Annotated in this window: 17 protein-coding genes and 1 pseudogene; 15 read left to right on the forward strand and 3 right to left on the reverse strand. The window is 51.8% G+C overall.

Features of this window, described 5'->3' with window-relative positions:
- Positions 1-29: 29 nt before the first annotated feature.
- The 12 genes from WH277_RS17310 to WH277_RS17365 all read left to right on the forward strand — a co-directional run bounded on the left by WH277_RS17310 (position 30) and on the right by WH277_RS17365 (position 8,436).
- Complete coding sequence (locus tag WH277_RS17310) at positions 30-512, forward strand: DnaT-like ssDNA-binding protein (protein WP_339506020.1); 483 nt, start codon at positions 30-32, stop codon at positions 510-512.
- A gap of 1 nt (position 513) precedes the next feature.
- Entirely contained in the window at positions 514-864 is a 351-nt protein-coding gene (locus WH277_RS17315) for a hypothetical protein (protein ID WP_339506021.1), read from the forward strand.
- A gap of 1 nt (position 865) precedes the next feature.
- Positions 866-1,450 carry a hypothetical protein gene (locus tag WH277_RS17320; RefSeq protein WP_339506022.1) on the forward strand — a complete coding sequence of 195 codons (585 nt, stop codon included), beginning with the start codon at positions 866-868 and terminating at the stop codon, positions 1,448-1,450.
- A complete protein-coding gene (locus tag WH277_RS17325; protein WP_339506023.1) occupies positions 1,447-1,857 on the forward strand; it encodes a phage tail terminator-like protein in 411 nt (136 codons plus the stop codon). The genes WH277_RS17320 and WH277_RS17325 overlap by 4 nt, the downstream gene beginning before the upstream one ends.
- 54 nt (positions 1,858-1,911) lie before the next feature.
- Positions 1,912-2,571, forward strand: coding sequence for a phage tail protein (locus WH277_RS17330; protein ID WP_339506024.1), 660 nt, complete (start codon positions 1,912-1,914; stop codon positions 2,569-2,571).
- Positions 2,568-2,828, forward strand: coding sequence for an Ig-like domain-containing protein (locus WH277_RS17335; protein WP_339506025.1), 261 nt, complete (start codon positions 2,568-2,570; stop codon positions 2,826-2,828). Before WH277_RS17330 ends, WH277_RS17335 begins: the two co-directional genes overlap by 4 nt.
- Before the next feature lie 36 nt (positions 2,829-2,864).
- Positions 2,865-3,176: a phage tail assembly chaperone gene (locus tag WH277_RS17340; RefSeq protein ID WP_339506026.1), complete on the forward strand. Its 312-nt coding sequence runs from the start codon at positions 2,865-2,867 to the stop codon at positions 3,174-3,176.
- A 62-nt stretch (positions 3,177-3,238) separates the two neighbouring features.
- Positions 3,239-3,490: a DUF1799 domain-containing protein gene (locus WH277_RS17345; protein WP_339506398.1), complete on the forward strand. Its 252-nt coding sequence runs from the start codon at positions 3,239-3,241 to the stop codon at positions 3,488-3,490.
- The gene (locus WH277_RS17350; protein WP_339506027.1) at positions 3,490-6,579 is read left to right on the forward strand and encodes a phage tail tape measure protein; all 3,090 of its coding nucleotides are present in this window, start codon (positions 3,490-3,492) and stop codon (positions 6,577-6,579) included. The genes WH277_RS17345 and WH277_RS17350 overlap by 1 nt, the downstream gene beginning before the upstream one ends.
- Before the next feature lie 36 nt (positions 6,580-6,615).
- Positions 6,616-6,963 carry a phage tail protein gene (locus tag WH277_RS17355; protein ID WP_159338020.1) on the forward strand — a complete coding sequence of 116 codons (348 nt, stop codon included), beginning with the start codon at positions 6,616-6,618 and terminating at the stop codon, positions 6,961-6,963.
- 7 nt (positions 6,964-6,970) lie between these two features.
- The gene (locus tag WH277_RS17360) at positions 6,971-7,726 is read left to right on the forward strand and encodes a phage minor tail protein L (protein WP_339506028.1); all 756 of its coding nucleotides are present in this window, start codon (positions 6,971-6,973) and stop codon (positions 7,724-7,726) included.
- A gap of 2 nt (positions 7,727-7,728) precedes the next feature.
- Entirely contained in the window at positions 7,729-8,436 is a 708-nt protein-coding gene (locus WH277_RS17365; RefSeq protein WP_339506029.1) for a C40 family peptidase, read from the forward strand.
- Between the two features lie 945 nt (positions 8,437-9,381).
- Here WH277_RS17365 and WH277_RS17370 read toward each other — a convergent pair.
- From WH277_RS17370 to WH277_RS17375, 3 genes are read right to left on the reverse strand one after another with little or no spacing between them, the layout of a single operon-like run.
- Positions 9,382-9,831 (reverse strand): hypothetical protein, encoded by a 450-nt coding sequence (locus tag WH277_RS17370; RefSeq protein WP_339506030.1) that lies wholly within the window; start codon positions 9,829-9,831, stop codon positions 9,382-9,384.
- A gap of 22 nt (positions 9,832-9,853) precedes the next feature.
- Positions 9,854-10,186, reverse strand: a complete 333-nt coding sequence (locus tag WH277_RS28755) for a S24 family peptidase (RefSeq protein WP_445235330.1) — start codon at positions 10,184-10,186, stop codon at positions 9,854-9,856.
- Entirely contained in the window at positions 10,089-10,460 is a 372-nt protein-coding gene (locus WH277_RS17375) for a helix-turn-helix domain-containing protein (RefSeq protein WP_339506031.1), read from the reverse strand. The genes WH277_RS28755 and WH277_RS17375 overlap by 98 nt, the downstream gene beginning before the upstream one ends.
- Positions 10,461-10,560: 100 nt before the next feature.
- Here WH277_RS17375 and WH277_RS17380 point away from each other — a divergent pair, with 100 nt between their 5' ends.
- The 3 genes and pseudogenes from WH277_RS17380 (at position 10,561) to WH277_RS17395 (ending at position 12,464) form a co-directional block, all read left to right on the forward strand.
- Complete coding sequence (locus WH277_RS17380; RefSeq protein ID WP_339506032.1) at positions 10,561-10,731, forward strand: hypothetical protein; 171 nt, start codon at positions 10,561-10,563, stop codon at positions 10,729-10,731.
- Between the two features lie 44 nt (positions 10,732-10,775).
- A pseudogene (locus tag WH277_RS28760) lies at positions 10,776-11,158 on the forward strand (BRO-N domain-containing protein); the annotation flags it as partial.
- Positions 11,159-12,053: 895 nt separating this feature from the next.
- A complete protein-coding gene (locus WH277_RS17395; protein ID WP_339506034.1) occupies positions 12,054-12,464 on the forward strand; it encodes a hypothetical protein in 411 nt (136 codons plus the stop codon).
- The last annotated feature ends 15 nt before the right edge of the window (positions 12,465-12,479 follow it).

Genomic DNA, 12,479 nt, shown 5'->3' on the forward strand with positions numbered 1-12,479 from the left:
GGCGCAAGCCCCATCACTCAGGGGGAAGCATGATTGATACCGATCCCGGGTCGCCAGATTTCAACAGTTACGCCAGTGTGGCGATGCTTAAATCTTTCGCGACTGGACGCGGCAGGGAGATCACCGTCGATAGCGAGGTGATGCTGATCCGCGCGATGGATTATCTGGAGGGGCTGGAGTGGGGCGGGCGGCGCACCGATCCGAATCAGCCGCTTGCCTGGCCACGCAGTGATGCCTGGTTTGATGATTACCCGGTCCCGGTTGGCAAAGTCCCCCGGCAGGTTATCAGTGCGCAGTGCATGCTGGCGCTGGAGGCCATGAGCGGGGAGTTGCTTAGCAGCGTGCGTGAAGCGGCGGTGAAATCGGAGCGCGTGGAAGGTGCAGTGACCACCACTTACGCTGTTGCCGATGGCGATACATTCACCCCGCAGTATCCTGCCGTGTTTGCTGTGCTGGGCAGCCTGGCCGCCGGACGGGGGTTTGCCATTAACACCTTTGCAGAGCGGGGTTGATATGCCAATCAATTATTCCCGTATGCGAGCCACAGCGACCCGCCTGTTGACCGAAAACGGCATGAAGTATGACGTTAAGCGAAAGGGGGGCATCAGGGTTGTGGCTGGTAAAGAGGTGCACGATCCCGACCTGGACTTTACGGCCACAGGCGTGAGAACCGATTACGACCCAAAGGAAATCGACGGTACCAATATTCTGGCCGGTGATGTGCGGATCGCGTTCACTGCTGAAGCTGAGTTGCTGGTGGGTGATCTGATTGAGGTAGACAGCAAACCGCACCGTATTGTCAAACCTCACCAGGTAAAACCAGCATCGCTGGTGCTGTGTTATCAGGCACAATTGAGGGCGTGACATGTCACAAAATCAATCCTTCCTTTCCTCCATTGATGCTTTCGTTAACAAGGCAAAAGCTAACCAGGCAGATGTCGTGCGTGCAGTGTCGATCAAGATACTGGCCCGACTGGTTCAGATGTCACCCGTTGGGAATCCTGAGACATGGGCTGTGAACCAGACTGCGGTTTCATATAATGAGGCTGTAGCAGAGCACAACAGTCTGCTGCGGCAGAACCCGGAGAACCTTACGAAAGCGGGGCGGCTCAGGCCCGGCCGTAAAGTGAAGGACAGCATGGGTATCACTGCACCGCCAGGTTATACGGGCGGCCGCTTCCGTGGCAACTGGCAGGTGTCATTCGATCAGAAGTCGGAGGGGGAAACCGGGCGTATTGATAAGTCCGGTAACGAAACCATTGCCGCAGGAAATATGGTGATCGAGCGCTTTAAGGTTGGCATGACAGCGGTCTATTTTTGCAACAACGTCCCGTATGCCTATCCGCTTGAATTCGGTCACTCAAAGCAGGCACCCGGCGGCATGGTGCGGATCACCGCTGCTGAGTTTCAGCGGTTCTTTGATGAAGCGGTACGGGAGGTGCAACAGTGAGTCGGCCTGATATTACGACAGCGCTGGAGGCCCGGCTGGGTGAGTGGGCAGAGGGGCAGGGATTGCAGGTGGCATATGACAATATCTCTTTTGACCCTCCTGGTGGTATTTATCTGACTTCTCACGATATGCCAGCCACGCCTTACGCAATCGACCTCAGCCAGCGCAGCAAAGTCTTTATCGGCGTGTACCAGGTGAATGTGGTGATCCCGGCAGCGCAGGGCCGAACAGCAGGAAAATCTGTTGCCTCCCAAATTGAGGAGCTCTTCGCTAACGGTACCGAAATGAACGGAGAAGGATTCGCCTGCTATATCAGTTCTGAACCGGCTCAGTATGCCGGGATCTCCACTGATACCACTTACACCATCCCCATAAGCATGAACTACCGCGCTGACGTGGCGCAGTAATCCCCTACCGACATTCGTCGGTTTTTTTTATGTCCAAAAAACGGAGAAACCATTATGGGCTTCGCATTACCTAATGGCGCCACGGTGTTCGTTGGTTCAGAGCTGGATGATGCTATTCCAGTAACGGCCGTATCGAATGCTCTTGGCGCTGTATTCACCGTTGCCACCGGCCATGGGCTGGCGGTTGATGATGTCGTGCTGATTAAATCGGGTTGGTCATTAATTGACGATTTGGTTGCTCGCGTTTCTGCGCAGACGGCTACCAGCATCACGGTCGGCATTATCGATACGTCAGATGTGAACTTCTTTGCAGCCGGTGCAGGTATCGGTTCACTTCAGAAGGTTACTGGCTGGACGGAAATCCCTCAAATTATGGAGGTGGCGCCATCAGGCGGCGATCAGCAGTATGTGCAGATCCAGTTCCTGGCGGATGATAACCAGCGAAACCTGGCGACGTATAAAGCGGCCAAAACGCTGACTTATACCCTCGCGCATGATTCAACGCTGCCGATTTATCCAGTGCTGAAAAAAGCCGATCGATACGGGGACACTATGCCGATGCGCATGTACGTACCCAAGGCGAAAGAGATGCGCTACTGGTCTGGCACGCCTTCATTCGACGGCGAACCGACATCAGCGGTAAACGAGGTGGAAAAAACCACTGCGGCATTCTCACGGAAGTCCCGCGATATGACGTTCTACAAGGAAAAGTGAGCACAGTAGCGGTAACTGGCGTCAGCCTGGATAAATCGACGATTGCTCTGGCAGTCGGTGAAACGTCCACGCTGACCGCTACTGTACTTCCTGCCAACGCCACTAACAAAGCCGTCATCTGGTCATCATCTGATCCGACTATCGCTACCGTAACCAGCGGTGGGGTAGTGGAAGGTGTTGCTGATGGCAATGCAACTATCACCGCAACTACTGAAGATGGCAACAAAACAGCAAATTGCACCGTGACGGTAGCTTAACCACGCCCCCGGATGGGGGCTTTCTCAGAGAGAATTATGGCAACTAAATTTCAGCTTCAACCAAAGCCGACTTTTAAGGTCGACGTATCTATCCCGCGTGCTGGTGATGAAAATGGAGTTATCACATTCACCTTCAAGCACAAACCACTGAAAGAGCTAACATCTATCGAAACGATGGAAGGGAAAAGCGTCGTTGATTTTCTGCTCGCAATCACAGAAGCGTGGGCGCTGCCTGACGAGTTCAATCGCGATAATCTGGAAAAGCTGCTTGATAACTACCCGCGAGCGCTCGAAGCCGTCACCAAAGCTTATTACGACGAGCTGATGACGAATCGCCAAAAAAACTGATAGCGGTTGCCTCGGCGTTTTATACGCCTGACCCCTCCACAGAAGACCTCGCAGCATTCGGCCTGAGCGCTGATGACTATACCGAAGAAGAGCAGACCGTTGAGGTCTGGCCTGATTGCTGGGCCGCATTTGGCGTTTTCCGTGCTATGGCAACGCAATGGCGCACTGGTGTGGGCGGGATTACCGGGCTGGATTACAACGTTCTGCCCTGGTTGATGAAAATGGAAGGCATAGACGACGAGGCAGCCGCGCTCAATGACGTCCGGATTATGGAACGTGCTGCGCTGGACCTGGTCCACAGCAAGGGGGCGTAATGTCCGATATTGCAACAATTTCGCTCCGCGTTAACACCTCCGAACTGGAACGCGGCAATAAGGCTCTGGATGATTTCAAGGATGCTGCCGATACCGCCGCAAAGGGGGCTGACGATTTCGGAACCAGCAATAAAAACGCAGGGAAACTGACGGCGGACGCTGCGCGAGAGATCAACGAGATTCATCAGCGTGTGCGTGACTTTACCAACGCACAGAAGCAGAGCCTGAGCAGCACCAAAAACGCAACTCAGGCAACCGCCCAGCAGCAGCAGGAGCTGCAAAACCTGCTCAACCGCATCAGCCCGGTAAACCGTGCGCTGAATGACCTGGACGACCTGCAGACCAGCTTGTCGAAGCATCGCGGCAATCTTGACACGGAAACCTACGCCCGCTTTAACGCCATTCTGGATACCACTCGCACCAAGCTTTCGCAGGTGATGGAGTCAGAAACGGCAGAGGGTCGCGCCCGTCAGGAGCAGGCGCAAAACGCAGAACGTGCTGCTGTTTCACAAAAGTCGTTTCTGCAAAGTCTCAATGATCAGGCGGCCGCGGTTAAATCTTCTAAAGCTGACATCGCTGAATACCGTGCCGCGCAAATGGGGATTAGCCAGCAAGCCGCCCCTATCATCGCCCGGCTACGTGAGCAGGAGCAGGCCGTTGCACGTGAGGCGGATCAGAAGCGTGCTGCTGCCATCGCATCCAGAGGGTTGAAACGGGCACTGGCAGAACAGGAATCTGCTGAACGTGCGGTAGCAGCTGAATCAAGGCGTGCCGCCGCGGCGCAGCAGACCTTTATTGAGTCCCTGCAAAGCCAGGTCACAGCGATCGACAAAACACGCTCTGAGTTGCTGGAGCTTAAAGCCGCACAACTGGGTGTTTCATCGCAGGCCGCGCCGATGATTGCCCGACTGCGGGATCAGGAAAATGCGTGGAAAACGGGTGCTGTTAGTGCGGGACAATACCGACAGGCGATGCGCATGCTCCCCGCACAGTTCACTGATATCGCGACTTCTATCGCCGGCGGCATGCCTATCTGGATGATCGCCATTCAGCAGGGCGGCCAGATCAAGGACTCATTCGGTGGAGTGGGTAACTCGCTTAAAGCACTGGCAAGCCTGATCACCCCCGTCCGCCTGGCGCTCGGCGGGCTGGTTACGGCTGGTGCGCTGGTGGCCTACAACTTCTACAGCGCAGCAGAGCGTACTGAAGAGCTGCGAAAGTCTCTGGCACTGACCAACAGCTATTCAGGGCTGACGGCCACATCCCTGCAGAACACGGTATCAGCGGCTAACGGGGCTGGCGTGTCCTACTCCAGCGCATCATCTGCACTAAACAGCCTGGTTAAAGCTGGCGTGCCGGCCGGTGCTAATTTCGAGATGCTTACCGTTTCGGTGGCGAAGTTTTCGAAGGAGTCCGGCGTCGCGCTCGACGAAGTTGCCAAAGATATCGCGGCGCTGGCGAATGACCCGTCAAAAGGCATCCTGGCGCTGAATGAGAAATATCATTTCCTCACTGCGGTGCAGTACGAGCACATTGCCGCGCTGCAGGAAGAGGGGCGTTATACCGATGCGCTGGCTGAAGCCAACCGTATTGCCGCTGATGGTATGGAAACTGCCGCCACCAACATGAAGGAGTCACTGGGTACTGTCTCACGCATCATGCGCGGCTTGACCGATATGGCTAAAGGCATGTGGGATGCGATTGAGGGCATTGGCCGCGCGCCAACACAGAATGAAGCGCTGACCACACTGATGAACCGTCGCAACAGTGTGCAGGCGAAAATCACCAACTCAGAGGCGACCGGATATAACCAGAAAAACGGCCGCCTTGATGAGTGGCGCAAAGAACTTGGTGTGCTTAACGCTCAGATCAACGCTTTTACTCTTCAGGGCGATATTCAGGTAGCGAAGGAAAAAGCCGCCAGCGATGCGCGGGCGCAGCATAACCAGAACCTGACTGATGCCATATCTCTGCAGCAGGGCCTTAATCAGGGGCTTACCAACGCTGGGAATAGGGCTGAGGATAGCGGGCAAAGCGAACTTCTGGCACTGCAGGCTCAATATAAAGTTCTCCAGCAGCACAGCAGCATCAATGATGTCATCAGTCAGCAGCGCAAAGATCTCTGGAAAACCGAATCACAGTTCACTGTGCTGGAGGAAGCGGCACGGACTCGCCAACTGTCAAAGCAGGAGCAATCGCATACTGCGCAGAAGTACGCCACACAGATGTCCGAAAAGACTGACGCGCTAAATAGCGGTTCAACAATGAGTGATCGCCTGGCTCAACGTGAACTGGCGCGTTCTCAGCTTCGTTCCGGCTGGCAAAATGCTGGCGGTAGCCTTTCAGATGAGCGCAGCAACTGGTTGTCCGGTGCTAAAAAGGGATGGGCTGAATATCAGGACTCTGCAACAAACGTTTATTCATCTGTGAGCCAGATTGCGCAGGCCGGGTTAAATGGCCTGGCCGATGCCCTCACATCAATGGTCACCACCGGAAAGGCCAGCATCAAAGATTTTGGCGTTTCCATGTTGAAGATGATCGTTGAGGTTATCAACCGCCTGCTCATTGCCTACGCAGTTCAGCAGGCTCTCGGGTGGATTAGCGCCGGGGCATCTGCTTCATCGACAGCCGCCAGCTCAAACAATGCTTTTTCCGGTGGCGCTTATAACAACCTCTCTCTGGCATACAACGGCGGTTACATACCTGAATACGACACCGGCGGTTATACGGGAGATGGTGGAAAGTACGAGCCTAAAGGGATTGTGCATGGTGGTGAGTTTGTTTTCACCAAAGAGGCGACACAGCGGATTGGCGTATCAAATCTTTACGGGATGATGCGCGGCTATGCAGATGGCGGCGTGGTCGATGGTGCAGGGATGATGTATGGCACATCGTCCAGTGGCGCGGCAGGTGTAAACGTACAAGCATCAGTCACCGTAAACACTGGAGACAACCAACAGCAATCAGCCAGCCAGAACGCTGCACTTTCCAAAGCCTATCAACAGACAGTTGATCGCTCTGTGAGAGAGGGGATTCAGAGGGAAACACGGCAAGGTGGCATCATCTGGCAGGCCCAGCAGACCCGTTAACGCCCGGTCCGCCGGGTATTTCTTCCTGGAGGGAAAATGGCGATCGAAACATTTACCTGGCGAACCCAGATCCAGAACCAGCCCCAAGGGGCTTACACACAACGTGTGCGTGAAGCAGGGTTTGGGGATGGGTACAAACAGGTGTCAGGGGACGGACTCAACCCTGAGTCACAAAGCTGGCCTCTCACTTTTACAGGTCGTGAGCAGGACATGCTGCCAATCCATACCTTCATGCGCAACCATGTAGTTAAATCCTTTATCTGGACGCCACCATACGGTGTTGCAGGCCTTTACCGCGTAGCGAAGGAGTCCATCGGCGCAATGCCGATCGGCGGTAATGCTATGACCGTCATAGGGACATTCGAACAGGCATACGCATCATAGGAACCATATGGCTATTAACAGTGACATACAGAAACTTGAGCCGGGAAACTGGGTCAGGCTTCTTGAGGTGGATGGTAGCGAGTTTGGCGCTGATATATTGCGCTTCCATGCGCATAACATTCCGCACTCTCCTGAGGAAATTGCAGCAGCCGGCGGTGATGAAACCAAACTTCCCCCGAAGTCCATCTGGTGGCAGGGCAACGAATATACCGCGTGGCCATGTCAGATAACTGGTATTGAAGCGGCTACCAGCGGCACAAGCGCACAGCCAAAGCTATCTGTGGCAAATATCAATAGTTCGATAACCGCGCTGTGCCTTGCTTACGACGATATGCTACAGGCCAAAGTGTCCGTTCACGACACGCTGGTGCAGTATCTTGATGCGCGGAATTTTTCAGGTGGAAGCACCACTGCGGATCCTACTCAGGAAAAGTTCCAGGTTTTTTACATCGACAGTAAAAGCCAGGAAACCAACATCTCAATCGAGTTCACGCTATCCAGCCCGATGGACCTTCAGGGGCTGATGATACCCACGCGCCAGTTGCACTCACTTTGCACCTGGTGCATACGAGGGAAGTACCGCAGCGGCGATGGCTGCGACTATGCCGGTACCAAATATTTCGATAAGCACGGCAATCCGGTAGATGACCCCTCGCAAGATGTTTGCAATGGCACTCTAAACAGTGGGTGTAAACCCCGTTTTGGCGCTAACAATCCGCTACCTTTCGGTGGCTTCCCGGGCACCTCCCTGATTAAGAGCTGATCATGCGTGAAAAAACTCAGCAGGCAATATTTGAGCATGCGCGTCAGTGCTATCCGGCAGAGTGCTGCGGCGTCATTGCGCAGAAAAGCCGGGTAGAGCGGTATTTTCCCTGCCGTAACCTGTCGGAAAAGCCAGAAGATGATTTCCATCTCTGTCCGGAGGATTACGCCGCGGCGGAGGACTGGGGAACCATCACTGCTATCGTTCACAGCCATCCTGATGCCACCACCCAGCCCAGCGAATTGGATAAAGCCCAGTGTGACGCCACTGAACTTCCCTGGCATATCGTGACCTGGCCGGAGGGGGATCTGCGCACCATACAGCCTCGCGGCGAATTACCGCTCCTGGAGCGCTCATTTGTGCTGGGGCATACCGACTGCTGGGGGCTTGTGATGAGTTACTTCCGTCAGCAACACGGTATCGAGCTAACTGATTACCGGCTGGATTACCAATGGTGGACTACCGGCGACGAAAACCGCTATCTCGATAATTGGCACAAATGCGGGTTCCGGGAGTTTAGCGGAGACCCTCAGCCAGGCGATCTGATCATCATGCAGGTTCAGGCCCCCGTCGCTAACCACGCGGGTGTTCTCTTGGCTGATAACATGCTGCTGCACCACATGTACGGCATGGTGAGCCAACGAGTGCCATACGGGGGGTACTGGCGGGACAGGACGGTGAAGATAGTCCGATATGGGGGTTTTTGTTGATGACTACCTGGCGAAGAAGGCGAGACGTTTGGCAAAGGCGACTTGAGCCGCCGATGCTCATGATTTAATGTGAGGCAGAGATGGATAAACTTCTACAAGAAAATGGCGAAGGTGATTTACCAACCACTCAGCTGCTGCCGGCCCTGTCACTCTGTACCAGACAGAGACTTTATCGTAGGTTCCCTGGTATTCAAGGGGAGTGTGCTCCCACACAAGACTTGCCTGCGAATAAGCTAACGGATGGGGTTCCGATTTATCATCCGAGTATAAGTCACTAATCCAACTGTAAAAGTGATCATCTAAAATGCGCAAATCGTCAGTATTTGAGTGACGAAACAGCGGTCTGTGAGAAAACTCGATATGATGTGAGATCTATGCCTCCGTTATTGATATCGCCATTCTCGCGGACTTCCTTTCTATAAGGGAATCGAGTGAAATGGTCGTTAACCTTTGCCTTTTCCATTTGTGCATCCTCAGCTTTGTGTCTGCTGAGACTACCCTGGCCGCATCGATTCGCACATCCTGATAGATGATCAGTGCTTATGTTTTTGCTGGCCTAAGCAATGTTTAGAAGTTAATTCTTCTCCAATACTGACACTTGTTTTAGCATGTTATTTTGGGATTACTTAGTGGAGATGAAAATGACAGGCTGCCCGAAATGTGGAAGTGAAGTAGTGCTCAGCGGGATTGTTCGCTGTTTATGTGACAAGGATTACTGCACGGGACAACGCTGCGGTGCTTCAGAAATGAGCAGGCATTATCAGTGCAAAAACCCCGACTGCCTTGATGAAGGAATGCCTGATACAACACGCGTTTACTATGCGGTGCATGAGAGACGATTAGGGTAACCTGGTTCAACATATTTGATGCTAAGCCCAAGCGCGTTGCACTAACGCCATGCTTACACAGAAAAGCCCACCCAGGTGGGCTTTTTGCTATTTGTGATCACTTCATTAGAACGGCTAGTCCGGCTGCTGTGACCGTCTGGACGACAGTCTTGAGCGACTCCGTCGTCAGTTCAGAAAGCTTAGACTTTGCCTTTTCCTTCTCGGTATCGTTCATGCCCGAAATGGCGATAAGGTCTTCAAGCACGACGACAGCATCGCGGTGGAACTTGATGGTTTGGACGTTCAGTATTGCGCTCAGTCCGCCATCATCTTGGATAAAATCAATGCCTTTCGTAGTTGCTTTTATATAACCCACAACACCTTCAATATCATTTGCTGACGAGCATCTAGTATCCATTATTAGAAGACCTTGATCCCTAAGATAGTTAACTTCCCTCCATAACTCGTTAACTAAGCTGGAGTATATTAGCGGATATTTAATATCAAAATTATCAATACTTTTGATATTAAAACGACAAAAAGATGGGTATGCATCAGATGCCAGCATTAGTATTTCATTCTGTAGTTTTCTATTGAACACGCTTCAATTCCTCTATGGAACCAGCCCACTCAGGTGGGCTAATTTTATGCATTTGGCAGTGTTGGCCACTTCCTAAAGGGTAAGCTGGATTTAGGGACCTAAGATATCCCCTTCCTTGGTCAATGATGAATTGCTTGAACGTGAAATGGTCATCGCCAGGAAGCGAGAAGAGCCCAAAATCTCCATTTTCTGGCGTAATATGAGGATCAACAATAATGATGCTTCTACTCGCCCGCATTCGGCGGAGCTGGTATGAAATCACTCGCTGATGCATTTTCATAGAAGTCATCAAAATCAAAATCACCGCCCATGGCTTGGGCATAGGTAAGAAGCGGCACTTCTCTTACTGTCACAGTTCTTTTAATGTGGCTGGTATTTGGTCCCTCCCCTTGACCCGTGGTCAGCCATGCGACTGAGGTGCCAAGAGCAGCAGCTAAATTAACTAAAACCTTCTCTCTCGGACGAGCTTCTGCTCCTTCGTAAGCAGCAATTTGCCTCTGAACCACACCGACCGCTTTAGCAAGTTCGGCCTGAGTCATGCCGATCGCTTGACGAGCAGTTGCTACACGCTTTGGAAATGAGCTATCAAAATTCATTAAGTGAACCTTAGCAAATGCATTGACTCATTTTGTGTGATGACGCATATTTATTACACCGCATGAGCAAATGCGTTTCTTAAAACACATGAGGTGCATAATGGAACAGAAGAAAGGTGAGATCAAGCCAATGGCGTATCGGATGCGACCTGAAGTGAAAAATTTTGTGGAGGGTAATGCTAAGCGTACTTACCGCTCTGCGCAGGGGATGATGGATTACCTGATGGATAAAATTATGGAAATGGAGAAGAAGGGTGATTTTGTTATCTAGTAAAAACGACGAAGCCCCAAAGGTTGCACCCAATGAGGCTTCTAATTGAACTCGTCAACTCACGCAAGGCGCTAACGTCACTTGATGAGGATGAAAAAGATACCGTAACTTTAAGTGACGGTAATAAAGGCAATCCAAATCAGTCTGTTGTGTCAGAGTCAGGCATGTATACCTTAGTGCTTCGCTGTAGAGATGCAGTTAATAAAGGCTCCGTTCCGCACGCCTTTCGTAAATGGGTAACTGCCGAGGTTCTTCCCGCCATTCGCAAGCATGGCGGCTTACGCCTCTGCGCCAAACGGCAGAGCGTCTGATTACTACCGGAATGGGGCGTATCTATCCAGATATCTGGAAGTTGGTGCACAAGCAGTTTGAAGTGAAGCATATTCACCAGCTCACTCCCGCGCAGGTCGGTGAGGCGGTTGAATACTACTTCGAGCAGTACAGCTGGATGCGCGGCCTTGATGACAAGGCATTAAGCGCGCCATGGAGATACCCGGCTGATATGTTGGTTCCGAACGGTGATAATCCTAATCCACTCGGAAAGATGCTCGGTGAAATGCGTCAGATGGGTTATGAGGTTGAAGCTGCACTGTTTCAACTGCTTTCCCTGCAGCGGATAAAGTTGAGCGAAGTCCTAGGTTGGGGGCGTTTCTCAATGGTTGGAGTAACGGATGAATTTACCCCAGGTGGAGGAATTTTTGAATTATCGGAAGTGCAGAAGGGGCCGCCACCACAGCCTTCGTTAATAGTTCATTCGTCAAATGTTTTATGGCGTCTGCCGGAAGCTCTCGAAGCTTTGAAACGATACTCGCCCGATCAGGTTCCGGAAGATTGGCAACAGAAATGATGTCTTCAAGCGCTGTTAGCGTGTCATTGTGAAGTCTCACTGTGTGAATTTTTTGTATTGCCGAAATGCCACCATCATTGAGCATGAAGTCAATACCTGAAACGGTCGCCCTCATATGGTCTAAGAAGCTGTATGGATCATCACTGGTTCGTTGCCTAATACTTATCAGATTATGCTCTGCCAGATAGACAATGTTTGCCGACATTTCATCGTCACTGTATTCAGAGCACTCGGCCAAAAATTGGGCGAAGTTAGTGTATCCGGGGTAAACGGCGATGCACTTAAGAAGTAATTTTTCATGCAATACGCGTTTGAACTTATCCATTTGTTTGCTCTCCACTGTGTGTGGTAGCAGCGTACCCTGGCCCTCAGAAATCGGCTATCCTGACATTTGATCAGTAAGCGCTCGTAATGCATGACATTGCATCAGCTTCCCTTTAGGATTATCGCCATACTTACTTATGGGGATAGGGATATGAGGAAGGTTTTAATATTACTTGCAGCGATTGGTATTACAGGATGTACAACCACGCCAGTTTCTACCGACAAAGCAACGGATATACCTTTCGACAGGGTCTTCAATAAGTCCTTGTTGCAGACCGGACCCGGAAGAGGTGCCGTAATTATTAAACGTGACTCTGGCCATGTCGGGAATATGTGTTACTCGAAGCTATATCTTGATGGCAAAGAAATTGCTCAGATTGATGTTGCGGAAAAATTGGTATTTCATCCTTCCATTGGTGATCACCTTATCGGTGCCTACCCAGGAATCTGTGGTGGGAGTCTGAGTGAGGCATCTATAAAGGTTGAGACTGGAAAAACCATTCTATATAGAATTGGATACGATTCTGGCGTGATATATGGCCTAAGGCCAACCGCTTTTTGACAACGAAGGCCGCTT

The sequence above is a fragment of the Erwinia sp. MYb416 genome (genome assembly GCF_037479575.1).
Classification (GTDB): domain Bacteria; phylum Pseudomonadota; class Gammaproteobacteria; order Enterobacterales; family Enterobacteriaceae; genus Erwinia; species Erwinia rhapontici.